We start from the raw sequence: 23165 nt of genomic DNA, 5'->3' as shown, positions 1-23165 counted from the left end.
GGAGTACAGGAGATGACCCCCCAAACGATCAAGACCGTCGAGTTCGAGAAGCCGACGCAGACGCAGGCCGAGGGTGGCGCGAGCTGCGTCGCCCACGCCTGGGCCAAGGTGCCGCCGGTGCTGACGCCGGACGAGCGCACCGCATTGAAGGATCGCATTCGCGCCTTGCTGAAAGCGCGCAATGCGGTGCTGGTCGCGCACTACTATGTCGACGCCGACCTGCAGGACCTCGCCGAGGAGACCGGCGGCTGCGTGTCCGATTCGCTGGAGATGGCGCGCTTCGGGCGCGACCATCCGGCGCAGACGCTGGTGGTGGCCGGCGTGCGCTTCATGGGCGAGACCGCCAAGATCCTGAGCCCGGAAAAGACCATCCTGATGCCCGACCTGGACGCGACCTGCTCGCTGGACCTGGGCTGCCCGGCCGACGAATTCGCCGCCTTCTGCGATGCGCATCCGGACCGCACCGTGGTGGTCTATGCGAACACCAGCGCCGCGGTCAAGGCGCGCGCCGACTGGATGGTCACCTCCAGCATCGGTCTGAAAATCGTCGAGCATCTGCACGCGCGCGGCGAGAAGATCCTGTGGGCGCCGGACAAGCATCTGGGCAGCTATATCCAGCGCCAGACCGGCGCCGACATGCTGCTGTGGCAGGGCTCGTGCCTGGTGCATGACGAGTTCAAGGGCATCGAACTCGATCTGCTCCGCAAGGAACATCCGAAGGCCAGGATCCTGGTGCATCCGGAATCGCCGGCCAACGTGGTGGCGCAGGCCGACGTGGTCGGCTCGACCTCGCAGCTGATCGCCGCCGCCCAGCAGCTCGACGCCAACGAGTTCATCGTCGCCACCGACAACGGCATCCTGCACAAGATGCGGATGGCCGCGCCGGGCAAGCACTTCATGGAGGCGCCGACCGCCGGCAACAGCGCGACCTGCAAGAGCTGCGCGCATTGCCCGTGGATGGCGATGAATGCGCTGACCAATCTGGCCGAGGTGCTGGAGAGCGGCCGCAACGAGATCCATGTCGATCCCGAGATCGGCCGTCGCGCCTATACCTGCATCGACCGCATGCTCGACTTCGCCGCGCAGCAAAAGGCCAAGGTACGGCCCGGTGCCGATCTGGCGCAGGAACAGGCGCTGTTCCAGGGGATCGGTCCGGCATGACCGATGCATCGATGAACGACGCAGTGAACCCGATCTTCGATCAATACGGCCCCGCGCTTGCCGAGGCGCTGCATGAGAACGTCCGTGCGGCGATCGCCGAAGACGTCGGCTCCGGCGACTGGACGGGCCAGCTGGTGCCGGCCGACAAACAGGCGCATGCGCGCGTGATCGTGCGCGAAGAGGCCGTGCTGTGCGGCCAGCCGTGGTTCGATGCCTGCATGCGGGCGGTCGATCCACGCCTGCAGGTGCGCTGGCTGCAGCAGGAGGGTGCGCTGATGGCCGCCGATTCGGTGGTCTGCGAGATCGACGGCCCGGCGCGTTCGCTGCTGACCGCCGAGCGGCCGTCGCTGAATTTCCTGCAGCTGCTGTCGGGCGTGGCCACCGCGACGCGGCGCTATGCGGATCTGGTCGTCGGTACGCGCGCCCGCGTGCTGGACACCCGCAAGACGCTGCCCGGCCTGCGCCTCGCGCAGAAGTACGCGGTCAAGGTCGGCGGCGGCGACAACCAGCGGCTCGCGCTCTATGACGGCATCCTGATCAAGGAAAACCATATCGCCGCGGCCGGCGGTGTCACCGCGGCGCTGCAGGCGGCGGCCGCGCTGAACGCCGGCGTGCCGATCCAGGTCGAGGTGGAATCGCTGGTCGAGCTGGACGAGGCGCTTGCTGCCGGTGCGGTCTCGATCCTGCTCGACAACTTCACCGAGCCGATGATGCGCGAAGCCGTGCGGATCAATGGCGGCCGCGCGGTGCTCGAAGTGTCCGGCGGCGTCAACGCGAATACGATCCGCCGTTTCGCCGAGACCGGTGTCGATCGGATTTCGGTGGGCGCGCTGACCAAGGACGTGCGCGCGACCGACTACTCGTTGCGCATCATCGGCTGAGCGAGCCGGGGCTACATCCCGCGCGAGCCAGACCGGCCTGGTCTTCGGTTGCGCGTCCGTTGCATGTCCGTTGCGCTTCGTTCGCGCGCTCAGTTGCCGCGCCGGCGCCCGTTCGGCGGCTGCAGCACGGTCGGCAGCGCTTTCGGCAAGGTACCCGGATAGTCCCGGCTGAAATGCAGGCCGCGGCTTTCGTGACGCGCATAGGCGCTGTCGACGATCATTGCCGCCACTTCGACCAGATTGCGCAGCTCGAGCAGATCGCGCGTGACGCGGAAGTTCGCGTAGTACTCGGTGATCTCCTCACGCAGCAGCGCTATGCGGTGCTGCGCCCGCTCCAGCCGCTTGCTGGTGCGCACGATGCCGACGTAGTTCCACATCATCCGGCGCAACTCGTCCCAGTTGTGCGAGACCACGACCTCCTCGTCGGCATCCGACACGCGGCTCTCGTCCCACGGCGGCAGCGTCAGGTCGGGTTTGCCGGCCTTGTCCTGCGCCGCGATATCGCTGGCCGCCGCGCGGCCGATCACCATGCATTCGAGCAGCGAGTTCGATGCCAACCGGTTGGCGCCGTGCAGGCCGGTGTAGGCCGTCTCCCCAACCGCGTACAGATTGTCCAGATCGGTGCGCCCGGACGTGTCGGTAACCACGCCGCCGCAGGTGTAGTGCGCGGCCGGCACCACCGGGATCGGCTCTCGCGTGATGTCGATGCCGAGCTCCAGGCAGCGCGCATGAATGGTCGGGAAGTGCTCGCGCAGGAAGGGCGCCGGCTGATGCGTGATGTCGAGGTACACGCAATCGAGGCCGCGTTTTTTCATCTCGAAGTCGATCGCGCGTGCCACCACGTCGCGCGGCGCCAGTTCGGCGCGTGCGTCGTGCTCGGGCATGAAACGGGTGCCGTCGGGCAGCACCAGCCGGCCGCCTTCGCCGCGCACCGCTTCGGAAATCAGGAACGACTTCGCGTACGGGTGGTACAGGCAGGTCGGATGGAACTGGATGAACTCCATGTTCGCGACCCGGCAGCCCGCACGCCAGGCCATCGCGATGCCGTCGCCGGTGGCGGTATCGGGATTGGTCGTATAGAGGTAGACCTTGCCCGCGCCGCCGGTGGCCAGCACGGTATGGCTGGCGGTCAGCGTATGCACGCGGCCGTTGGCGTCGTCGAGCACGTACAGCCCCAGGCAGCGGTTGCCGCCCAGCCCCATCTTGCGCGAGGTGATCAGATCGATCGCGAAATGATCTTCCAGGATCGTGATATTCGGATGGCTGCGGACCTGCTCGGTCAGCGTCGTCACCACGGCATGGCCGGTGGCGTCGGCCGCGTGGATGATGCGGCGATGGCTGTGGCCGCCTTCGCGGGTCAGGTGATAGCCGAGCTCGGCCTGTTCGTCGCGCGTGAACGGCACGCCGCGGTCGATCAGCCATTGGATCGCTTCGCGCCCGTGCTCGACGATAAAGCGGGTCGCGCCTTCATCGCACAGCCCGGCACCGGCGATCAGCGTGTCCTGGGTGTGTTCGTCGTGACTGTCGCCGGAGTCGAGCACCGCCGCGATGCCGCCCTGGGCCCAGTCGCTGGCGCCTTGCGTCATGGCGCGCTTGCTCACGATGACAACCCGGTGGCTGTCGGCCAGCTGCAGCGCGACCGTGAGGCCGGCCAGGCCGCTGCCGACGATGGCGACGTCGAAGTTCATGGTGCGTGGTGGCGCGGCAACGGCGCCGGTGGTGCGGGAAAGCTCGAAAGTGTACACCGCTGCCGGAGCGGCGGCGCCTTGCCCACGCCGGTTGCGCGGCATGCCGGCCGGTCTGTGGGGCCCGCGGCGCCGGAAGCGGAACGAGAACGAGCGGGCAACAAAAAACCCCGCCATGGCGGGGTTCTTCGCTGGAACGCAGGATCAATTACTTGATCTTGGTTTCCTTGTACTCGACGTGCTTGCGCGCGACCGGATCAAATTTCTTGATCGACATCTTTTCCGGCATGGTGCGCTTGTTCTTGTCGGTGGTGTAGAAGTGACCGGTACCCGCAGTGGATTCCAGTTTGATCTTGTCGCGTCCGCCTTTGCTGGCCATGATGAACTCCTAATTAGACTTCGCCGCGTGCGCGCAGGTCGGCGAGCACGGAGTCGATGCCTTTCTTGTCGATCAGGCGCAGACCGGCGTTCGAGACGCGCAGGCTCACCCAGCGGTTTTCCGATTCAACAAAGAAACGACGGTTCTGCAGGTTGGGCAGAAAACGGCGCTTGGTCTTGTTGTTTGCGTGGGAAACGTTGTTGCCGACCATCGGCGCTTTCCCGGTCACTTGACAGACGCGTGCCATGAAGCACTCCTAAATCTTCTATTCGTGGACAATGTTCGCAACAGATCAACAAAAGGCGCGCGGGCCCGGACTGCAGCGGTTAAGACTTCAGCAAAACGGGCATTATAGACCGAAATCCCCAGCTCGATCAATGCCTTCTGTGCGTTGACGCCACGGCGACGTGCCGGTGCTGCCGGCATCACAGTTGCCGATGCTCGGCCAGCGAGTACGTCGTGTTGCCGGCGACGATGAAGTGGTCGAGCACATGGACGTCGATCAGCGCGAGCGAATGCGCAAGCGCCCTGGTCATCGCCAGGTCGGCCGCACTCGGCGCCGGATTGCCCGACGGATGGTTGTGGGCGACGATCACCGAGGCCGCATTGTGCGCCAATGCCTGCCTGGCCACCTCGCGCGGATAGACGCTGGTTTGCGTCAGTGTGCCGCGGAACAGCTCCTCGGCGGCCAGCAGCCGGTTGCGCGCATCCAGAAACAGGCACAGGAAGACCTCGTAAGGCCGCTGGGCCAGCGACAGCCGGAGGTAGTCGCGTACCGCCTGGGGCGATTCCAGGCCGGGCGCCATCGCGAGCTGCTCGGCAAGGGCGCGGCGGGTCAGTTCGACCACGGCCTGCAGCTGGGCATACTTGGCAGTGCCGATGCCGCGCACCTGGCTCAGCTCAGGCAGGCTCGCGGCCAGCAGGCCGGTCAGCGAGCCGAACGCCGCGATCAGTTCGCGCGCCACGTCGACCGCGCTCTTGCCCGGCACGCCGACGCGCAGGAATACCGCCAGCAGTTCGGCGTCGGACAACGAGGCGGCACCGGCTTGCAGCAGTTTTTCGCGAGGACGTTCGCTCGCGGGCCAATCGGAGATGGGCATGGCGGTCTCGGTCGGGAAGCGCCGGGGAAGCGCTGGGAGGGGGGGCGGCACCTGGATCGGCGGCGCCGGGTTCAGTCGCTTACAATACGGGTTCTCGACTGGTTGAGCATTCATGAATTCGCAAACTTTTGCGTCGGACCCCGGCGGCGCCACCGCGCGCAAGACCGTGCAGGCCGATTCCTTCCTGACCTTGCATTACCGCATCTCGCTGGAGAACGGTACCGAGGTCGTCAGCACCTTCGACGACAAGCCGGCCACGCTGCTGCTGGGGCAGGGACAGTTCGCGCCCACGCTGGAACAGGCGCTGCTCGGCATGGCCGAGGGCGAGCGCACCAGCTACCGCCTGGCGCCCGAGCACGCCTTCGGCCCGCGCAATCCCGACCTGCTGCAGCGAGTGTCGCTGGCCACGCTGCGCGAGAACAGCTCCTTCGAAGAGGATTACACCCCGGGCGACCTGGTCGAGTTCAACGCGCCCGGCGGCGGCAAATATGCCGGCGTGCTCAAGGAAATCGGCGAGACCTCCGCGCTGTTCGACTTCAACCATCCGCTGGCCGGACAGACCATCCTGTTCGACGTCCAGCTGATCGGCATTCTCTGACGACCTGCTCCGGCCGCCGCGGCCGCCGGAGCGCAGCTACTTGCCCGCATGTCCGAACTGACTCCCGCCCCCGACGCCGAGATCCTGCTGGCCCAGCCGCGTGGCTTCTGCGCCGGGGTCGATCGCGCGATCGAAATCGTGGAGCGCGCGCTCCAGCGCTTTGGCGCGCCGATCTACGTGCGCCATGAAATCGTGCACAACGCCTACGTCGTGGCAGACCTGCGCCGCAAGGGCGCCGTCTTTGTGCAGGAGCTCGACGAGGTGCCGGCTGGCGCGACGGTGATCTTCAGCGCCCACGGCGTATCGCGGGGCGTGCGGGCCGAGGCGCAGGCGCGCGGCCTGAACGTGTTCGACGCGACCTGCCCGCTGGTCACCAAGGTCCATGTCGAGGTCGCAAAGATGCGCGCAGAAGGTTGCGAGATCGTGATGATCGGCCACCGGGGCCACCCCGAGGTCGAGGGCACGATGGGTCAGGCCGACGGCGGCATGCTGCTGGTCGAGTCGCCTGCCGACGTCGAAACCCTGCAGGTGGCCGATCCCACCCGCCTGGCCTATGTCACGCAGACCACGCTCTCGGTCGACGAGACCGACGAAATCGTCGCCGCGTTGAAGGCCCGGTTTCCAGCGATCCGCGAGCCGAAGAAGCAGGACATCTGCTATGCCACGCAGAACCGCCAGGACGCCGTCAAGTTCATGGCGCCGCAGGTCGACGTGGTGATCGTGGTCGGCAGCCCCAACAGTTCGAACTCGAACCGCTTGCGCGAACTGGCCGAGCGGCTGGGCGTGCCCTCCTATATGGTCGACGCGCCGGAACAGGTTCGCCCCGAGTGGATTGCGGGCAAGCGCCGCATCGGCCTGACCGCCGGCGCCTCGGCACCGGAGGCGCTGGCCCAGTCGATCGTTGACCGGCTGCGCGCGCTGGGCGCGCGGCACGTACGTCCGCTCGAGGGCATCGAGGAGAACATGTCGTTCCCTTTGCCGAAGGGGCTGCAGGCGAGCGCCGCCTGAGCCGGACCGCGTTCTCTCGTTTTGCGCTGCGCCCCGCCTTGTGCGGGGCGTTGTCGTTTTGGCGGCGTGTCGCATCGGCGCGTTCGCGTCGGACGCGTTGCCACCCCGCCAGGAAACTTAATCGCCACAACGTTATATGCGCCGCGGCATGGCTTGGCTTTTGCGCGGGACTTTAGGGTAAATCCCCTAAATCCGGGTTTTCCCTCGATTGGTGCGAAAGCGGATTGCCGACATTCTAAATTGGTGCATATTTCTTTTATGAAATGCCTAATTAAATTCTATATATGTGAGTGCCTAGGGAGCCACGCTACAGCGTCGCCCAAGCCGCCTGGTGACGTGGTGGGCACGGATCTTGTTAGGTATCTCGAACAGCCCGTCTTGTGAATGGGAATTGCCCCAATCAAGGCATTGGGGAAATTACCTAGCTCAATAGAAGGGTGAAAGGCTCAGGTTGTTGCGTCGCGTATTGCATCCGCAAAAAAAGGGGATACAATGCGCGCGTTTCAAATTGAAACTAAACCAAGGCGGTGCAGGGAAACGGACGGGAGGCGTTGCGTAACCCTGATCTTGTGAATCCTAGGAGATCACTCATGCAAATCACGTTTGCCAAGATTCTGCCGATCGCAGCGGCAGTGGCACTGGTTACTGCCTGCGGCAAGAAAGAAGAGGCAGCGCCTGGTGCGACCGCCTCGGCACCTGCCGCGGCAGCACCGGCTGGCGGCGAGGTGGTGGTAAAGATCGGCCACGCGGCGCCGCTGACCGGTGGGATCGCCCACCTTGGCAAGGACAACGAGAACGGCGCGCGCCTGGCCGTGGAAGAGGTCAACAAGGCCGGTCTGGAACTGGGCGGCAAGAAGGTTCGCCTGGAACTGGTCGGCGAAGACGATGCGGCCGATCCGAAGACCGGTACCTCGGTGGCCCAGAAGCTGGTCGACGAGAAGGTCGTCGCCGTGGTGGGACACCTGAACTCGGGTGTTTCGATTCCCGCCTCCCGCATCTATAGCGACGCCGGCATCGTGCAGATCTCGCCGTCGTCGACCAACCCCGACTACACCAAGCAGGGCTTCAAGACGACCTTCCGCGTGGTGGCCACCGACGCCCAGCAGGGCCCGGCACTGGCCAACTATGCCGCCAAGACGTTGAACGCCAAGAGCGTGGCGATCGTCGACGATGCCACCGCCTACGGCAAGGGCCTGGCCGACGAGTTCGAGAAGACCGCCAAGGCGGCCGGCGTCAATATCGTGGCGCGCGAGGCGACCAACGACAAGGCCACCGACTTCAAGGCCATCCTGACCAAGATCAAGGGCAGGAAGCCGGACGTCATCATGTACGGCGGCATGGACGCCACCGGCGGCCCGTTCGCCAAGCAGGCCAAGGAACTGGGCATCCCGGCCAAGATCGTCGGCGGCGACGGCGTCTGCACCGACAAGGTAGCGGAACTGGCCGGCGATGCGGTCAGCAACATCATCTGCTCGGAGGCGGGCCTGGCACTGTCCCGGATGGAGAAGGGCGCCGAGTTCCAGAAGCGCTATCAGGAACGCTTCAACGCGCCGGTGCAGATCTACGCGCCGTTCACCTACGACGCCGTGATGGTGATCGTCGACGCGATGAAGCGCGCCGGTTCGACCGAGCCCGCGGCGATCCTGGCGGAGATGCCCAAGACCAACTACCAGGGCGTGATCGGCAACATCGCCTTCGACGAGAAGGGAGACATGAAGGAAGGCACCATCACGCTGTACGACTACAAGGACAAGAAGAAGTCCGTGCTTGACGTCGTCAAGATGTAATTCGGACCTACCCGGTCCACCGAACGGCACCGTGAGTACTTTGCGGTGCCGTTCTTTTTAGCCTCGCCTTTTGTGACAGCGCCCTTACCATGGGTGGAACGCGGCAGGCCGTTGCTTTACCCGCTTACCAGCACATAAACCACTTACCAAACCACTCACACCCCGCTGCCCGGTCGGCATCCATCCATGCCGGAAGTGCGGGCGGCAAGCCAGGAGTATTCATGGATATCCTTATCCAGCAGATCGTGAATGGTCTGGTGCTCGGCAGCATCTATGCGCTGATTGCACTCGGCTACACCATGGTCTACGGCATTCTCGGGATCATCAACTTCGCCCACGGCGACGTGCTGATGATCGGCGCGCTGACCGCTCTGTCGGCGATTCTCGCACTCCAGCAATTCGCTCCCGGTCTGCCGGAATGGCTGACGCTCGTGATCGCCACGCTGATCGCGATGCCGGTCTGCGCGATGCTGTCCTATTCGATCGAACGGATCGCCTACCGGCCGCTGCGCAACGCGCCCCGGCTGGCCCCGCTGATCACCGCGATCGGCGTGTCCATCATGCTGCAGACGATCGCGATGATGATCTGGTCGCGCAATCCGCTGACCTTCCCGCAGCTGCTGCCGTCGAGCCCGATCGATATCGGCAACACCGGCGCCACCATCACCGGCAAGGAAATGGTCATCATCGGCATGGCCGTGATGGTGATGGCCGGACTGCTGACGCTGGTCAACCGCACCAAGCTCGGCCGCGCGATGCGCGCCACCGCCGAGAACCAGCGCGTGGCGGGCCTGATGGGCGTGAACCCGAACTTCGTGATCTCGGCCACCTTCATGATCGGCGCGACCCTGGCGGCGCTGGCCGGCGTGATGATGGCGACCAACTATGGCAACGCGCACTTCTACATGGGTTTCATTCCCGGCCTGAAGGCGTTCACCGCGGCCGTGCTCGGCGGCATCGGCAACCTCGCCGGGGCGATGGTCGGCGGCATGCTGCTGGGCCTGATCGAGGCGCTGGGCGCCGGCTACATCGGCGATCTGACCAACGGCGTGTTCGGCTCGAACTATCAGGACGTGTTTGCCTTCATCGTGCTGATTACCGTGCTGGTGTTCCGTCCGTCCGGCATCATGGGCGAACGTGTGGCCGACCGCGCGTAAGGAGATCGCAACGATGAACACTCCGATTTCTACGACGGCGCAGGCCGCGCCGCTGACCAAGACGCCGGCCAAGACCATGTTCGCGCTGGCGGCCTTCCTGGTGATCGGCCTGTGCGCGCCGTTCGCCGTGCAGTTCCTGGGCGGCAACTACTGGGTGCGCGTGCTCGATTTCGCGCTGCTGTACATCATGCTGGCGCTGGGCCTGAACATCGTGGTCGGCTTCGCCGGCCTGCTGGACCTGGGCTATATCGCCTTCTACGCGGTGGGCGCCTATCTGATGGCGCTGCTCGGCTCGCCGCATCTGGCCAATCAGTTCGAGACGATCGCGCAGCTGTTCCCCAACGGCTTCCATGTCAGCGTCTGGTGGGTGCTGCCGCTGGCGGCGCTGGTCGCGGGCATCTTCGGCGTGCTGCTGGGCGCGCCGACGCTGAAGCTGCGCGGCGACTATCTGGCGATCGTCACGCTCGGTTTCGGCGAGATCATCCGCATCTTCATGAACAACCTGGACCGGCCGCTCAATATCACCAACGGCCCGAAGGGCATCACCGCGGTCGACCCGATCACCATCTTCGGCTTCAACTTTTCCAAGACGCACGAGTTCCTCGGCCTGAAGTTCACGCCGGTGTTCATGTACTACTACCTGCTGATCCTGCTGGTGGTGGCGATCGTGTTCGTCTCGCTGCGTCTGCAGAACTCGCGCATCGGCCGCGCCTGGGTCGCGATCCGCGAGGACGAGATCGCCGCCAAGGCGATGGGCATCAACACCCGCAACATCAAGCTGCTGGCCTTCGCCATGGGGGCATCGTTCGGCGGCGTGTCGGGCGCGGTGTTCGGCGCCTTCCAGGGCTTCGTCTCGCCGGAATCGTTCACGCTGTGGGAATCGATCTACGTGCTGGCGATCGTGGTGCTCGGCGGCATGGGCCATATTCCCGGCGTGATCCTCGGCGGCATCCTGCTGATCGGCTTCCAGGAGCTGCTGCGCGTGGTGGCCGAGCCGGTGCAGAACATGCTGTTCGGCCACGTGATCGTCGACGCCGAGGTGCTGCGCCAGCTGCTGTTCGGCCTGGCGCTGGTCGGCGTGATGCTGTATCGCCCGGCGGGCCTGTGGCCTTCGCCGCGCAAGGAAGACCGGCCGGTGATCCGCCGGCCCGGTAGCGTTGGACGTCTGTGAAGCGGGAGGACCTGATGAGCAACGAAAACATCCTCCTGTCCGTCAAGGGGGTCAACAAGCGCTTCGGCGGCCTGCAGGCGCTGTCCGATGTGGGCCTGGAAATCCGGGCTGGCGAGATCTACGGCCTGATCGGGCCGAACGGCGCCGGCAAGACGACCTTCTTCAACGTGATCACCGGGCTCTACACGCCCGACTCCGGCGAGTTCGTGCTGGACGGCAAGCCTTACCAGCCCACCGCGGTGCATGAAGTGGCCAAGGCCGGCATCGCCCGCACGTTCCAGAACATCCGCCTGTTCGGCGACATGACCGCGCTGGAGAACGTGATGGTCGGCCGCCACGTGCGGACCAAGGCCGGCGTGATCGGCGCGATCTTCCGGCCGCCGGCGGTGCGCAAGGAAGAAGAGGGTGTCGAGGACATGGCGCACGACCTGCTCGAATATGTCGGCATCGGCAAGTACGCCAACTTCACCTCGCGCAATCTGTCGTACGGCCATCAGCGCCGTCTCGAGATCGCCCGCGCGCTGGCGACCGAGCCCAAGCTGCTGGCGCTCGACGAGCCGGCGGCCGGCATGAACGCGACCGAGAAGGTCGAATTGCGCGGCTTGCTCGACAAGATCCGCAGCGACGGCCGGACCATCCTGCTGATCGAGCACGATGTGAAGCTGGTGATGGGCCTGTGCGATCGCATGACCGTGCTCGATTACGGCAAGGTCATCGCGCAGGGCCTGCCGTACGATGTCCAGAACAACCCGGCGGTGATCGAGGCCTACCTCGGCACTTCGGCGCACTGACGGGGGAGCAGCAATGAAAGACACACTACTGAAGATTGCCGGACTGAAGGTCGCGTACGGCGGCATCCAGGCCGTCAAGGGCATCGATCTGGAGATCCGCGACGGCGAACTGGTGACGCTGATCGGCGCCAACGGCGCCGGCAAGACCACCACGATGAAGGCCATCACCGGCCTGCAGCCGTGGGTCGGCGGCGACGTCGAATATCTGGGCCGCTCGATCAAGGGCGTGCCCAGCTACGAGCTGCTGAAGCAGGGCCTGGCGATGGTGCCGGAAGGACGCGGCGTGTTCGCACGCATGACGATCACCGAGAATCTGCTGATGGGGGCCTTCACACGCAAGGACGAGGCCGGCATCAAGGACGATATCGACCGCATGTTCGGCATCTTCCCGCGGCTGAAGGAACGCGCCAACCAGCTGGCCGGCACCATGTCCGGCGGCGAACAGCAGATGCTCGCCATGGCCCGCGCGCTGATGAGCCAGCCGCGCCTGCTGCTGCTCGACGAGCCGTCGATGGGCCTGTCGCCGATCATGGTCGAGAAGATCTTCGAGGTCGTGCGCGATATCTCGGCCCAGGGCGTCACCGTGCTGCTGGTCGAGCAGAACGCCCGCCTCGCGCTGCAGGCCGCGAACCGCGGCTACGTGATGGAGTCCGGCCTGATCACGATGAGCGGCAACGCCGCCGACATGCTCGACGACCCGAAGGTGCGCGCCGCCTACTTGGGCGAATGAGTCCGTCGCGATAGGAACGGCGGCCACATGCCGCCGCGCCGTACCAAGCCCCGCCATGCCTGCATGCGCGGGGCTTTTTTACTCGGTCCAGCGTTTCCGTAATCGACAATTCCGCGCGCATTCGCGTCGGTGGATCACAGGGACCTTCGAAACAATGCTTGGCTTCGCTGGCAACGCTCGGCCCTATGCGGCCGAAGCAGCTCGTACGCCGGCAGGATCTCTCTATCTCAAGTTGACCGTGATCGACGATGTGTTGATCGTGTCTTGCAAGGAGTTGTGATGATGAGGTGTCCGATCTGTGCCGCAGGAGACCTGGTGCATGACACCCGCGACCTACCATATGCCTACAAGGGTGAACAGACGTCGATCGCCGGTGTACAGGGCGATTTTTGTTCGGCATGTGGGGAAGCGATTCTGGATCCAGCGGAAGCGTCGCGCGTGAGCAAGGCGATGCTGGACTTCAATAGGCAGGTCAACGCCACGATTGTGGATCCGGAATTTATCGTGCGCGTGCGCAAGAAGCTGTCATTGGATCAGCGTGAGGCTGGCGAAATTTTCGGCGGTGGCGTGAACGCGTTCTCTCGATACGAAAACGGCAAGACGCGACCGCCCCTTGCGCTGGTCAAGCTACTGAAGGTTTTGGACCGGCATCCTGAACTGCTTCAAGAGGTTCGAGCCGCATGATGGCCTCGGCGGGGCAGCGGGACGATCACCGTTCCGCCGCCGCCGGCCGGATCGAATTGTGCGACGACACCACCTGCCATCCGTGGGGCGTGCGCACGAACACATCGGTGAAGACGACGTCGGTCGGTTTGGACTTCGCGTTCGGCCGATAGCGATTGACGCCGGTGACCACCGCGCTGTCGCGGAAGGTGCGGACCTTCAGCTCGGTCAGCGTCTGGCTGGAGCCAGGCGGCGGCGGGCCGGCGGACAGCGATTCGGCGCGGTTGCGCATGCCGCCCAGCGGCGAGATGTTGACGAAGGTCGGATGGAGCAGCCGCTCGAGCGCGGCGCGGTGGCCGGCCTCGGTGGCGGCCAGCCAGTCCTGCTCGGCCTTGAGGATGGCGGCGTGGTCGGCGGCCTCGTCGGCCGCGGCCGGTGCGGCGGCCAGGGTGCCGAGCGCCAATGCCGCAACGGCAAATGTCGTAGCCAGCCCGCGCCTGTGGGAATGAAGGCGACCGCCCATTGTTGTTCTCCTGGACCTGGATGGCATCAGTATAGGCAAGCGAATATTACCGTCGCCCCCACGCGCGGCGGGTGGCGGTCAAACAAACTCGAGACAAAGAAACGGCCGCCCTGCCGTCGCCGGGCGGCCGTCTTCCCGTCGGCCGTCGCCGACGGGCGAGGTCGGAAAATCAGGCCAGCGCCTTCAGCAGCGTCCGCAGCATGCCGATCATCTGATCGATTTCCTCGCGCGTCACGTTCAGTGCCGGCATGAAGCGCAGCAGGTTCGGACGCGGCGAATTGAGCAGCAGCCCGTCGGGCTGCATGTCGCGCGCCTGCTCGACCAGTTGCGGGCCGATGTCCTTGCCGAGCATCAGCGCGCGCAGCAGACCTTCGCCGCGTTCGCCTGCCAGACCGAATTCGTTCGACAGCGCCAGCAGCTGTTCGCGCAGATAGGCGCCTTTCTCCTGCACCTGCTGCAGGAAGCCCGGCGCGAGCAGCTGTTCGAACACCGCGCTGCCGACCGCACACATCAGCGGGTTGCCGTTGTAGGTACCGCCCTGGTCGCCGGCCTCGAAACTCGCCACCTCGGCCTTGCACAGCAGGGCCGACAGCGGCACGCCGCCGCCGATGCCCTTGCCCAGCGTCATGATGTCGGGCTCGACGTTCGACAGCTCATAGGCGAACAGCGTGCCGCAGCGGCCGCAGCCCGCCTGTACCTCGTCGACGATGAACAGCAGCTTGTGCTTGTCGGCCAGCGCGCGCAGTCCCTGCATGAATTCGCGCGTGGCGGGCACCACGCCGCTTTCGCCCTGCACCGGCTCGAGCATGATGCCGACCGTCTTGTCGTTGATCAGCGCCTCGACCGAAGCCAGGTCGTTGAGCTGGGCCTTCGGGAAGCCCGGCACCTGCGGCGCGAAGATGGTGTCCCAGCCGGCCTTGCCGGACGCGCTCATGGTCGCCAGCGTGCGGCCATGGAAGCTGTGGTCCATCGTGATGATCTCGTAGGCGCCGTTCTTGTGCTTGCGTCCCCATTTGCGCGCCAGCTTGATCGCGCCCTCGTTGGCCTCCGCGCCGCTGTTGGCGAAGAACACCTTGTCGAAGCAGCTGTGGTCGGTCAGCGTCTTGGCCAGTCGCAGCATCGGCTCGTTGTAGAAGGCCGGGCTCGGGTTGATCAGCTTGCGCGCCTGCTCGTTCAGCGCCGCGATCATGGCCTCGTTGGAGTGGCCCAGGCAGTTGACGGCCCAGCCCTGCACGAAGTCCAGATAGCGCTTGCCTTGATGGTCCGTCAGCCACGAGCCCTTGCCCTCGGTGAAGACGAGCTCGGGCCGGTTGGTGATGTACATCAGCGATTGGACGGGATACTCAGCAAATGCCATGGCGGACTCCAGAGATCGGCAAACAAGGAAAAGGGAAGGGCGGCAAAACAAAAAAGCCACGGGGGTGACCCGTGGCTTGATGACCTGAACAGACGCTGTCGACGGTCAGCCGCGCGGCACCCTGGCGGGATGCGACGTACGGAAGCTGCGTCGGATGTTGGCGTGGTTCATGCGGCCAACTATAAGACGCAGTCGCCCCAGTGTCAAAGACGACGGTGGCGGTCCGGGTCGGCATTGTTGTTCTCGCGAAACGGTGGCGCGGTGGCGGCGCAGGATACGGCAGGGCGCGATCCTGGCCAGCCAGGCCGCGCCTCAGGCCCGGTTCAGGCGACGCCGGCCGGATGCATGTCGGCTTCCGAGGTGAACGAGTCGGCGAAGAACGCGTCCTCGTGCAGCGCGCATTGCGCCGTGAAGTCGCGCCGGGCCGAGTTGACCATCACCGGCGCGCCGCAGGCGTAGACCTCGTGGCCCGACAGATCCGGATAGTCGGCCATCACCGCCTGGTGGACGAAGCCGGTGCGGCCGTCCCATTCGTCCTCGGGCAGCGCGTCCGAGATCACCGGCACATAGCGGAAGTTCGGCAGCTCGCGCGCCCATTGCTCGCACAGCGCATGCATATAGAGGTCGCGCGGACGGCGGCCGCCCCAGTACAGCGTCATCGGCCGCGTGATGCCGGTGTAGGCCGCGTGCTCGACGATGGCCTTGATCGGCGCGAAGCCGGTGCCCGAGGCCAGCAGGATGATCGGCTTGTCCGAGTCCTCGCGCAGGAAGAAGCTGCCCAGCGGACCTTCGAAGCGCAGGATGTCGCGCTCCTTCATCGCCGGCTGGCCTTCGCGGGCGCCGAACACGTAGTCGGTGAAGGCGCCGCCCGGCATATGGCGGAAATGCAGTTCGATCGGGCCTTCCTCGTGCGGCGGCGTGGCGATCGAATAGCTGCGGCGCTTGCCGTCGCGCAGCAGGAATTCGACGTACTGGCCCGCCAGATACTGCAGGCGTTCGGTGGCCGGCAACTGCAGCCTGGCGACGATGACGTCCTCGGCCACCCGTTCCAGCGATTGCACGCGGCACGGCACCTTCTTGATCGGGATATCGCCGGCGCCATGGACCTCGCGGCATTCGATGGTCACGTCCGAGGCCGCATTGGCGCAGCAGAACAACGCGCGGCCCTCGGTCTTTTCCTGGGCGGTCAGCGCGGAGGCGGCGTGGTCGCCCTGGACGATCTCGCCGGCGGTGACGCGGCCCTTGCACGAACCGCAGGCGCCGTTCTTGCAGCCGTACGGCAGGCCGATGCCTTGACGCAGCGCCGCCGACAGGATGGTTTCGTTTGCGTCCGCTTCGAATTGGCGGCCGCTCGGCAGCACGGTTACTTGATAAGCCATAATCTCTCGATGAGCAAAGATCTGTCGCCACCCCGTCTGGCCCGCCCGCGATTGCTGATCGTCGGGTGTGGGGACGTAGGCATGCGTTGCCTGCAAATGCTTGCCCCGCGCTGGCGCCTGTTCGCCGTGACCTCGCAGCCCGGCCGCGTGGCGGCCTTGCGGGCGGCGGGCGCGGTGCCGCTGGTGGCCAACCTGGACGAGCCGGCCACGCTGAAGCGCCTGCATGGCCTGGCCGATCGCGTATTGCACCTGGCACCACCGCCGGCGCGCGGCGATGACGATCCGCGTACCGTGGCCCTGATCCGGGCGCTGCGACGCGGCGCATGGCGCCGCCCCGCGCGGGAACCCCGCATTCTACCCGAGCGGCCCCGCCGGGGGACCGGCGCGGTCAGCGTCGGCCACGTGCCGGCGCTGGTCTATGCCAGCACCAGCGGCGTCTATGGCGACCGCGGTGGCGCGCGTATCGGCGAGGCACAGCCGGTACGGCCGCAGAACGCGCGGGCACGCCGGCGCGTCGCGGCGGAGCGGGCCGTGCGCGGGTTCGGCCGCGCCAGCGGCTGGCGCACCAGCATCGTGCGAATCCCCGGCATCTACGCCGCGGACCGCTTGCCGGTGGCACGGCTGCTCAAGGGCACGCCGGCGCTGGTACGCGACGACGACGTCTATACCAACCATATCCACGCCGACGACCTGGCCCGCGCAATGATGGCCGCGCTGCTGCGCGGCAAGCCGCAGCGCGTCGTCCATGCCAGCGACGACAGCGAACTGCGCATGGCCGACTATTTCGATTTGGTCGCCGACCGACGCGGGCTGCCACGGCCGCCCCGGCTGTCGCGCGAGCAGATCCGCGAGGCCGTGGAGCCGGCGCTGCTGAGCTTCATGAGCGAGTCGCGCCGGCTCGACAACGCGCGGCTCAAACGCGAGCTGCGGCTGCGGTTGCGCTACCCCACGGTTCACCACTTCTTCGAGACCTGATCCTTCGCGCGCCGGGGCGATGGCATGGCGATTGCGTCATGACGCCGGCCAATCCTGTCTATACAGCAACTTGGGGCACGATGCCCGCAGGCCGTGCGGCGCCGTCCCCAGCATGGTGCGAAGCGGCTCCCACCGAACCCGGAGCGGCGTAGCCGACGCCGTCGGCTTCCCGTTATCGCTTTCCCTATCAGGGTTTGCGAGCAGCGCCCCGTGCCGCAAGCCACCATTGGCGGCGGCCTGAAACGGGATGCTGCCGTGCCGTTTCGTTGTCTTGACTTGTATATACAGGATTGCTACATTGCCCGGAAACCGACCGGCGCCCCGACCGAGGACGCCGGCACGACCCGGGCGAGCCGCCAGCCGGCGGCACCGTTCGCGACACCAAAGGAGCCAAACAGTGCAGATGCAGAAGCGGAAGTTGGGGAATCGGAGGAGCGCCGGCCGTGCGCTCGGTTGGCTGGCCACGCTGGCGCTCGCAGCCGGTGCTGGCGCGGCTCAGGCCCAGACCACCAAGGTGGCGCTCGGCATGAGCGGCTGGACCGGCTTCGCGCCGCTGACGCTGGCCGCCAAGGCCGGCATCTTCGAGAAGCACGGCGTCGACGTCGACATCAAGATGATTCCGCAGAAGGATCGGCATCTGGCGCTGGCCTCGGGCGCGATCCAGTGCGCCGCCACCACGGTCGAAACCCACGTGGCCTGGAATGCCAACGGCGTGCCCATCACGCAGATCGTGCAGCTGGACAAGTCCTACGGCGCCGACGGGCTGGCGGTGCGCAGCGACGTCAAGTCGTTTGCGGATCTGAAGGGCAAGACCATCGGCGTCGATGCGCCGGGCACCGCGCCGTATTTCGGTCTGGCGTGGATGCTGAAGAAGAACGGCATGACCATCAAGGACGTCAAGACGACCACGCTGTCGCCGCAGGCGGCCGCGCAGGCCTTCGTCTCGGGCCAGAACGATGCGGCGATGACCTACGAGCCGTATCTGTCGACCGTGCGGCAGAACCCCGACAAGGGCAAGATCCTCGCCACCACGCTGGACTACCCGATGGTGATGGACACGCTGGGTTGTTCGCCGAAATGGTTGAAGGAGAACCCGAAGGCCGCGCAGGCGCTGGTCGACGGCTACTTCGAGGCGCTCGAGATGATCCGCAAGGAGCCGGCCAGGTCCAACGAGATCATGGGCGCCGCGGTCAAGCAGACCGCCGAGCAGTTCGCCAAGTCGGCCTCGTATCTGCGCTGGCAGGACCGCGAGGCCAACCGCAAGTTCTTCGCCGGCGAGTTGGCCGAGTTCAGCAAGGAAGCCGCCGCGGTGCTGCTCGACGTCGGCGTGATTCGCAAGGTGCCGGACGTGACGGCGCTGTACGACCCGCGGTTCATCCGCTAAACCGCAGGAGCAGCGATGACACAACCGTTGCACGCCGATTCGCTGCCGGCCGTCGCGCCCGACAGCCCGGCGAATCCGCTTCCGGCGGGCGCCCGGACGATGCCGGCCGCGCCGCGCGCGCGCCGGACGCATCCGTGGCTCACGCCGCTGACGCCGGTCTCGTCGCGCACGCGCTGGCTGCTGGGACTGGGCTTCTTTGTGCTGTTCTTCGCGGTCTGGGGTGGGGTGACGCTGGGCGGGCTGGTGCCGCCGACCTTCCTCGCCGACCCGCTGACGATGGCGCGCGAAGCGTGGCTGCTGTTTACCGAGTACGGCTTTCTCGGCGATATCGGCATGACGGTCTGGCGCGTGCTGGGCGGCTTCGTGCTGGCCGCCGTGCTGGCGGTGCCGCTGGGCATCCTGATGGGCGCCTACAAGGCGGCCGAGGCCTTCTTCGAGCCGTTCGTCTCGTTCTGCCGCTACCTGCCGGCGTCGGCCTTCATTCCGCTGCTGATCCTGTGGGCCGGCATCGGCGAGACGCAGAAGCTGCTGGTGATCTTCATCGGCTCGTTCTTCCAGATTGTGCTGATGGTCGCCGTGACGGTCGGCAGCGCCCGCCGCGATTTGGTCGAGGCCGCCTACACGCTGGGCGCCAACAGCGCCGGCATCGTCAAGCGCGTGCTGATTCCCGGCGCCGCGCCCGGCATCGCCGAAATCCTGCGGCTGGTGCTCGGCTGGGCCTGGACCTATGTGATCGTCGCCGAGCTGATCGGCTCGTCGTCCGGCATCGGGCACATGATCACCGACAGCCAGGCGCTGCTGAACACCGGCCAGATTATCTTCGGCATCATCGTGATCGGCTGCATTGGCCTGGTCTCGGACCTGCTGTTCAAGCTCGCCAACCAGCGGCTGTTTCCGTGGAGCACCATCCAATGAGCGCGCTGTCGATCCAGCAGGTGTCGCGTACCTTCGTCAATCCGCGCGGCGGCCAGACCCAGGCCTTGCTGCCGGTGGACTTCGAGGTCCGCGAGAACGATTTCGTCACCATCCTCGGGCCGTCCGGCTGCGGCAAATCGACGTTGCTGCGCATCGTCGCCGGCCTCGATACGCCGACCTCGGGCCGCGTGCTGCTCGACGGCGAGCCGGTCACGGGACCGGGCGCGGACCGCGGCATGGTGTTCCAGTCCTATACGCTGTTCCCGTGGCTGACGATCGAGCAGAACGTCCGCTTCGGCCTGCGCGAGCGCGGCATGAGCGTGGCGGAGCAGCGCGAGCGCAGCGATTTCTTCATTGCCCGCGTCGGTCTGCGCGGCTTCGAGCATCACTATCCGAAGCAGCTGTCGGGCGGCATGCAGCAGCGCACCGCGATCGCGCGTGCGCTGGCCAACGATCCGAAGATCCTGCTGCTGGACGAGCCGTTCGGCGCGCTGGACAACCAGACCCGCGTACTGATGCAGGAGCTGCTGCTCGGCATCTGGGAGAGCGCGCGCAAGACGGTGCTGTTCGTCACGCACGATATCGACGAGGCGATCTTCATGGCCAACCGGGTTGCGGTATTCTCTGCGCGGCCCGGGCGGATCAAGACAGAGATTGCGGTCGACTTTGCCCATCCGCGCCACTACACGATCAAGACCTCGCCGGAATTCTCGGCGTTGAAGGCGCGGCTGACCGAAGAGATCCGTGCCGAGGCGATGGCCTCGGCCGAGCATTGAGCCGGCCAATGAAGCTGACCGATTCGTCCATCGATCCGCGCATCGAACCACCGATCCACCGACCATGACCGTAGAAGCCGGCACCCGCCGCACCACCACCCGCCCCGACGCCAACGGCCACCGCCCGTCGCCCGATGCGACGCCGACCGCGCTGTACCAGCAGGTCAAGGAGTACATCGCGCGCCAGATCCAGAGCGGTGCCTGGCAGCCGGGCGACCGTGTGCCGTCCGAGCAGGAGCTGGTCAACCGCTTCGCCGTGTCGCGCATGACGGTCAACCGCGCGCTGCGCGAGCTGGCCGAGCAGGGCAGGGTGGTGCGCGTGGCGGGCGTTGGCACGTTCGTCGCCGAGCACAAGCCGCAGTCGACGCTGCTGTCGGTCGTCAATCTGCAGGACGAGATCCGCATGCGCGGGCACGACTACGCCTGCGACGTGATCCTGGTCGAGCGCGCCTCGGCCTCGATCGAGGTGGCGGCGGCGCTGGACCTGCGCACCGGCGAGTCGGTCTTCCATTCGGTGTGCGTGCATCGCGAGGACGGCGTGCCGGTGCAGCTGGAGGACCGCTACGTCAATCCGCGCGTGGCGCCCGACTTCATCAACCAGGACTTCAGCGGCGTCAAGCCGGGCGAATACCTGCTGCGGCACGTGCCCTACGACCAGGTCGAGCATGTGGTCGACGCGGTCGCAGCGACGCCCGAGCAGGCCAGCCAGTTGGAGATGCCTGTGGCCCAACCGTGCCTGCTGCTGACCCGGCGCACCTGGACCGCCGGCACGCCGGTGACCTTCGTGCGCTGCCTGCATCCGGGCAACCGCTATCGCCTCGGCAGCCGTTTCCGTGCCGATGGCAATCCCGCGTTCGGCTAGCGCGGGGCCCTGCGGCCCGGCCGCTGATTCCACCGTACGCTTCCGAACCTGACTTCGACCGCGATTCGACCTAAGCTGATTTAAGCCGTACCAAGCTGTATAGACAGGACCATACAATGACAACGCAACACACCGCGCAACACGCCGCATCCCAATCCCGCCCGACGCTGACCCTGAATCCCGGCGAGGTGACCCTGGCCGAACTGCGTCGCATCTATCGCGGCGAGGTGCAACTGGCCATGGCGGATTCCGCCTGGGCCGACGTCCGCGCCGCGCAGGCCACCGTCCAGCAGATCGTCGACACCAACGCGGTGGTCTACGGAATCAATACCGGTTTCGGCAAGCTGGCCAACACCCGCATCCCGCACGACAAGCTGGCCGAACTGCAGCGCAACCTGGTGCTCTCGCACAGCGTGGGCACCGGCCGCGATCTGCCTGAAGATACGGTGCGCCTGATCCTGGCGACCAAGGCCGTCAGTCTCGCACGCGGCCATTCCGGTGTGCGGCCCGAGTTGATCGAGGCGCTGCTGGCGCTGGCCAACCACGGCGTCACGCCGTGCATCCCGGCCAAGGGCTCGGTGGGCGCGTCGGGCGACCTGGCACCGCTGGCGCATCTGTCGTGCACGCTGATCGGCGTCGGCGAGGCGATCGTCGATGGCCGCCGTCTGCCGGCCATCGAAGCGCTGGCGCATGCCGGCCTGAAGCCGTTCGAGCTCGGACCCAAGGAAGGCCTCGCGCTGCTGAACGGCACCCAGGTGTCGACCGCGCTGGCGCTGGCCGGCCTGTTCGCCGCCGAGGACGCGTTCGCCGCCGGCCTGGTGGCGGGCGCGCTGTCGCTCGAAGCCATCAAGGGCTCGGTCAAGCCGTTCGACGCCCGCATCCACGCGGCGCGGGGCCAGGCCGGCCAGATCGCGGTCGCCGGCGCGGTGCGCGAGCTGCTGGCCGGCAGCGAGATCGTCGACTCGCATCGCGAATGCGGCCGCGTGCAGGACCCGTATTCGATCCGGTGCCAGCCGCAGGTGATGGGCGCTTGCCTGGACAATCTGCGCCACGCCGCGCGCGTGCTGCAGATCGAGGCCAACGCCGCGTCGGACAACCCGCTGGTGTTTTCCGAGCAGGGCGACGTGGTTTCCGGCGGCAACTTCCACGCCGAGCCGGTGGCCTTCGCCGCCGACATCATCGCGCTGGCGCTGGCCGAGATCGGCGCGATCTCGGAGCGCCGCCTGGCGCTGCTGCTCGACACCGGCCTGTCGGGCCTGCCGCCCTTCCTGGTGCGCGACGGCGGCCTGCATTCGGGCTTCATGATCGCGCAGGTCACCGCCGCGGCGCTGGCGTCCGAGAACAAGTCGCTGGCGCATCCGTCCAGCGTCGACAGCCTGCCGACCTCGGCCAACCAGGAAGACCATGTGTCGATGGCCACCTACGGTGCGCGCCGGCTCGGCGATATGGCGGAGAACACCGCCGTCATCGTCGGAATCGAAGCGATGGCCGCCGCGCAGGGCATCGAATTCCATCGCCCGCTGAAGTCCTCGCCGCTGATCGAGACCGAACTGGCCCGCATCCGCGAGCGCGTCGATTTCGTCGAGGTCGACCGCTATCTGGCGCCCGATATCGAAGCGATGAAGCAGTGGGTGCTGCAGGGCGACGCCGGCGCAGGCTGGCCGCAGGCCGTGCGCGCGGTGCTGCCCGCGCAGGGCGAAGCGCAGTGATCAAGGAAATGCCGGTGGCTGTTTGCGCGGCTGCTGCCCTCTCCCCCGGCCCCTCTCCCGCGAGCGGGAGAGGGGAGCAAACCGGCGGGACAGGCAAGGAAATGCGTCACCACCGGCAGACCGGATGCCCCTCTCCCGCAGGCGGGAGAGGGGCAGGGGAGAGGATAACGGCGC

Annotated in this window: 23 protein-coding genes; 16 read left to right on the top strand and 7 right to left on the bottom strand. The window is 66.4% G+C overall.

Features of this window, described 5'->3' with window-relative positions; all coding sequences use genetic code 11:
- Window positions 1-12: 12 nt before the first annotated feature.
- Window positions 13-1161: a quinolinate synthase NadA gene (gene nadA / locus HTY53_RS00810; protein ID WP_174104494.1), complete on the top strand. Its 1149-nt coding sequence runs from the start codon at window positions 13-15 to the stop codon at window positions 1159-1161.
- Window positions 1158-2042: a carboxylating nicotinate-nucleotide diphosphorylase gene (gene nadC / locus HTY53_RS00805; RefSeq protein WP_254599730.1), complete on the top strand. Its 885-nt coding sequence runs from the start codon at window positions 1158-1160 to the stop codon at window positions 2040-2042. Before nadA ends, nadC begins: the two co-directional genes overlap by 4 nt.
- Window positions 2043-2131: 89 nt before the next feature.
- Here the strand turns inward: nadC and nadB are convergent, their stop codons facing one another.
- The 4 genes from nadB to radC all read right to left on the bottom strand — a co-directional run bounded on the left by nadB (window position 2132) and on the right by radC (window position 5206).
- Entirely contained in the window at window positions 2132-3730 is a 1599-nt protein-coding gene (nadB, locus tag HTY53_RS00800) for an L-aspartate oxidase (protein ID WP_174104493.1), read from the bottom strand.
- Between the two features lie 205 nt (window positions 3731-3935).
- Entirely contained in the window at window positions 3936-4106 is a 171-nt protein-coding gene (gene rpmG / locus HTY53_RS00795) for a 50S ribosomal protein L33 (RefSeq protein WP_006575662.1), read from the bottom strand.
- A gap of 13 nt (window positions 4107-4119) precedes the next feature.
- Complete coding sequence (gene rpmB, locus HTY53_RS00790; RefSeq protein ID WP_006575661.1) at window positions 4120-4353, bottom strand: 50S ribosomal protein L28; 234 nt, start codon at window positions 4351-4353, stop codon at window positions 4120-4122.
- 178 nt (window positions 4354-4531) lie between these two features.
- Window positions 4532-5206, bottom strand: a complete 675-nt coding sequence (gene radC / locus HTY53_RS00785; RefSeq protein ID WP_174104492.1) for a RadC family protein — start codon at window positions 5204-5206, stop codon at window positions 4532-4534.
- Between the two features lie 112 nt (window positions 5207-5318).
- Here radC and HTY53_RS00780 point away from each other — a divergent pair, with 112 nt between their 5' ends.
- The 8 genes from HTY53_RS00780 (at window position 5319) to HTY53_RS00745 (ending at window position 13132) form a co-directional block, all read left to right on the top strand.
- The gene (locus tag HTY53_RS00780) at window positions 5319-5804 is read left to right on the top strand and encodes an FKBP-type peptidyl-prolyl cis-trans isomerase (protein ID WP_174104491.1); all 486 of its coding nucleotides are present in this window, start codon (window positions 5319-5321) and stop codon (window positions 5802-5804) included.
- A gap of 48 nt (window positions 5805-5852) precedes the next feature.
- A complete protein-coding gene (gene ispH, locus HTY53_RS00775) occupies window positions 5853-6812 on the top strand; it encodes a 4-hydroxy-3-methylbut-2-enyl diphosphate reductase (protein WP_174104490.1) in 960 nt (319 codons plus the stop codon).
- A 590-nt stretch (window positions 6813-7402) separates the two neighbouring features.
- Window positions 7403-8599, top strand: a complete 1197-nt coding sequence (locus tag HTY53_RS00770) for a branched-chain amino acid ABC transporter substrate-binding protein (protein ID WP_174104489.1) — start codon at window positions 7403-7405, stop codon at window positions 8597-8599.
- 221 nt (window positions 8600-8820) lie between these two features.
- On the top strand, window positions 8821-9756 hold the full coding sequence (locus tag HTY53_RS00765; RefSeq protein ID WP_149316719.1) for a branched-chain amino acid ABC transporter permease: 936 nt from the start codon (window positions 8821-8823) through the stop codon (window positions 9754-9756).
- A gap of 13 nt (window positions 9757-9769) precedes the next feature.
- Window positions 9770-10927 carry an ABC transporter permease subunit gene (locus HTY53_RS00760; RefSeq protein WP_174104488.1) on the top strand — a complete coding sequence of 386 codons (1158 nt, stop codon included), beginning with the start codon at window positions 9770-9772 and terminating at the stop codon, window positions 10925-10927.
- Window positions 10928-10941: 14 nt separating this feature from the next.
- Window positions 10942-11718 (top strand): ABC transporter ATP-binding protein, encoded by a 777-nt coding sequence (locus HTY53_RS00755; protein WP_174104487.1) that lies wholly within the window; start codon window positions 10942-10944, stop codon window positions 11716-11718.
- A gap of 13 nt (window positions 11719-11731) precedes the next feature.
- Window positions 11732-12448 carry an ABC transporter ATP-binding protein gene (locus HTY53_RS00750; protein WP_174104486.1) on the top strand — a complete coding sequence of 239 codons (717 nt, stop codon included), beginning with the start codon at window positions 11732-11734 and terminating at the stop codon, window positions 12446-12448.
- A gap of 282 nt (window positions 12449-12730) precedes the next feature.
- Entirely contained in the window at window positions 12731-13132 is a 402-nt protein-coding gene (locus HTY53_RS00745; protein WP_174104485.1) for a type II toxin-antitoxin system MqsA family antitoxin, read from the top strand.
- Window positions 13133-13157: 25 nt separating this feature from the next.
- On the opposite strand, the gene HTY53_RS00740 is transcribed toward HTY53_RS00745, so the two are convergent.
- From HTY53_RS00740 to HTY53_RS00730, 3 genes are all read right to left on the bottom strand, one after another.
- The gene (locus HTY53_RS00740) at window positions 13158-13574 is read right to left on the bottom strand and encodes a nuclear transport factor 2 family protein (protein WP_174104484.1); all 417 of its coding nucleotides are present in this window, start codon (window positions 13572-13574) and stop codon (window positions 13158-13160) included.
- A gap of 229 nt (window positions 13575-13803) precedes the next feature.
- Window positions 13804-14991 carry an acetylornithine transaminase gene (locus HTY53_RS00735; protein ID WP_174104483.1) on the bottom strand — a complete coding sequence of 396 codons (1188 nt, stop codon included), beginning with the start codon at window positions 14989-14991 and terminating at the stop codon, window positions 13804-13806.
- A gap of 323 nt (window positions 14992-15314) precedes the next feature.
- Window positions 15315-16370: a CDP-6-deoxy-delta-3,4-glucoseen reductase gene (locus tag HTY53_RS00730; protein ID WP_174104482.1), complete on the bottom strand. Its 1056-nt coding sequence runs from the start codon at window positions 16368-16370 to the stop codon at window positions 15315-15317.
- Window positions 16371-16379: 9 nt separating this feature from the next.
- Between HTY53_RS00730 and HTY53_RS00725 the strand changes: the two genes are divergently transcribed.
- From HTY53_RS00725 to hutH, 6 genes are all read left to right on the top strand, one after another.
- The gene (locus HTY53_RS00725) at window positions 16380-17345 is read left to right on the top strand and encodes an NAD-dependent epimerase/dehydratase family protein (RefSeq protein ID WP_174104481.1); all 966 of its coding nucleotides are present in this window, start codon (window positions 16380-16382) and stop codon (window positions 17343-17345) included.
- A gap of 403 nt (window positions 17346-17748) precedes the next feature.
- Complete coding sequence (locus HTY53_RS00720; RefSeq protein ID WP_238511186.1) at window positions 17749-18729, top strand: ABC transporter substrate-binding protein; 981 nt, start codon at window positions 17749-17751, stop codon at window positions 18727-18729.
- Between the two features lie 15 nt (window positions 18730-18744).
- Window positions 18745-19644 carry an ABC transporter permease gene (locus HTY53_RS00715; protein WP_438820913.1) on the top strand — a complete coding sequence of 300 codons (900 nt, stop codon included), beginning with the start codon at window positions 18745-18747 and terminating at the stop codon, window positions 19642-19644.
- On the top strand, window positions 19641-20420 hold the full coding sequence (locus tag HTY53_RS00710; protein ID WP_174104480.1) for an ABC transporter ATP-binding protein: 780 nt from the start codon (window positions 19641-19643) through the stop codon (window positions 20418-20420). Before HTY53_RS00715 ends, HTY53_RS00710 begins: the two co-directional genes overlap by 4 nt.
- A 64-nt stretch (window positions 20421-20484) precedes the next feature.
- Window positions 20485-21282 carry a histidine utilization repressor gene (gene hutC / locus HTY53_RS00705; protein ID WP_254599729.1) on the top strand — a complete coding sequence of 266 codons (798 nt, stop codon included), beginning with the start codon at window positions 20485-20487 and terminating at the stop codon, window positions 21280-21282.
- 116 nt (window positions 21283-21398) lie between these two features.
- Window positions 21399-22991, top strand: coding sequence for a histidine ammonia-lyase (gene hutH / locus HTY53_RS00700; RefSeq protein WP_174104479.1), 1593 nt, complete (start codon window positions 21399-21401; stop codon window positions 22989-22991).
- Window positions 22992-23165 lie beyond the last annotated feature (174 nt).

This window comes from Cupriavidus gilardii, assembly GCF_013314895.1.
GTDB lineage: Bacteria > Pseudomonadota > Gammaproteobacteria > Burkholderiales > Burkholderiaceae > Cupriavidus > Cupriavidus gilardii_C.
Note: the sequence above shows the minus strand (reverse complement) of the source record. Positions and strands in the feature narration are given on the sequence as shown.

What these genes read in the sequence shown, in the direction of transcription:
- rpmG (WP_006575662.1), bottom strand. Translation starts at nt 4,106, where the DNA reads ATGGCCAGCAAAGGCGGACGCGACAAGATCAAACTGGAATCCACTGCG.
- nadC (WP_254599730.1), top strand. Translation starts at nt 1,158, where the DNA reads ATGACCGATGCATCGATGAACGACGCAGTGAACCCGATCTTCGATCAA.
- nadB (WP_174104493.1), bottom strand. Translation starts at nt 3,730, where the DNA reads ATGAACTTCGACGTCGCCATCGTCGGCAGCGGCCTGGCCGGCCTCACG.
- hutC (WP_254599729.1), top strand. Translation starts at nt 20,485, where the DNA reads ATGACCGTAGAAGCCGGCACCCGCCGCACCACCACCCGCCCCGACGCC.
- HTY53_RS00725 (WP_174104481.1), top strand. Translation starts at nt 16,380, where the DNA reads ATGAGCAAAGATCTGTCGCCACCCCGTCTGGCCCGCCCGCGATTGCTG.
- HTY53_RS00780 (WP_174104491.1), top strand. Translation starts at nt 5,319, where the DNA reads ATGAATTCGCAAACTTTTGCGTCGGACCCCGGCGGCGCCACCGCGCGC.
- rpmB (WP_006575661.1), bottom strand. Translation starts at nt 4,353, where the DNA reads ATGGCACGCGTCTGTCAAGTGACCGGGAAAGCGCCGATGGTCGGCAAC.
- ispH (WP_174104490.1), top strand. Translation starts at nt 5,853, where the DNA reads ATGTCCGAACTGACTCCCGCCCCCGACGCCGAGATCCTGCTGGCCCAG.
- HTY53_RS00750 (WP_174104486.1), top strand. Translation starts at nt 11,732, where the DNA reads ATGAAAGACACACTACTGAAGATTGCCGGACTGAAGGTCGCGTACGGC.
- HTY53_RS00755 (WP_174104487.1), top strand. Translation starts at nt 10,942, where the DNA reads ATGAGCAACGAAAACATCCTCCTGTCCGTCAAGGGGGTCAACAAGCGC.
- HTY53_RS00745 (WP_174104485.1), top strand. Translation starts at nt 12,731, where the DNA reads ATGAGGTGTCCGATCTGTGCCGCAGGAGACCTGGTGCATGACACCCGC.
- HTY53_RS00710 (WP_174104480.1), top strand. Translation starts at nt 19,641, where the DNA reads ATGAGCGCGCTGTCGATCCAGCAGGTGTCGCGTACCTTCGTCAATCCG.
- HTY53_RS00760 (WP_174104488.1), top strand. Translation starts at nt 9,770, where the DNA reads ATGAACACTCCGATTTCTACGACGGCGCAGGCCGCGCCGCTGACCAAG.
- HTY53_RS00730 (WP_174104482.1), bottom strand. Translation starts at nt 16,370, where the DNA reads ATGGCTTATCAAGTAACCGTGCTGCCGAGCGGCCGCCAATTCGAAGCG.
- nadA (WP_174104494.1), top strand. Translation starts at nt 13, where the DNA reads ATGACCCCCCAAACGATCAAGACCGTCGAGTTCGAGAAGCCGACGCAG.
- HTY53_RS00715 (WP_438820913.1), top strand. Translation starts at nt 18,745, where the DNA reads ATGACACAACCGTTGCACGCCGATTCGCTGCCGGCCGTCGCGCCCGAC.
- HTY53_RS00765 (WP_149316719.1), top strand. Translation starts at nt 8,821, where the DNA reads ATGGATATCCTTATCCAGCAGATCGTGAATGGTCTGGTGCTCGGCAGC.
- HTY53_RS00720 (WP_238511186.1), top strand. Translation starts at nt 17,749, where the DNA reads ATGCAGAAGCGGAAGTTGGGGAATCGGAGGAGCGCCGGCCGTGCGCTC.
- HTY53_RS00735 (WP_174104483.1), bottom strand. Translation starts at nt 14,991, where the DNA reads ATGGCATTTGCTGAGTATCCCGTCCAATCGCTGATGTACATCACCAAC.
- hutH (WP_174104479.1), top strand. Translation starts at nt 21,399, where the DNA reads ATGACAACGCAACACACCGCGCAACACGCCGCATCCCAATCCCGCCCG.
- HTY53_RS00770 (WP_174104489.1), top strand. Translation starts at nt 7,403, where the DNA reads ATGCAAATCACGTTTGCCAAGATTCTGCCGATCGCAGCGGCAGTGGCA.
- radC (WP_174104492.1), bottom strand. Translation starts at nt 5,206, where the DNA reads ATGCCCATCTCCGATTGGCCCGCGAGCGAACGTCCTCGCGAAAAACTG.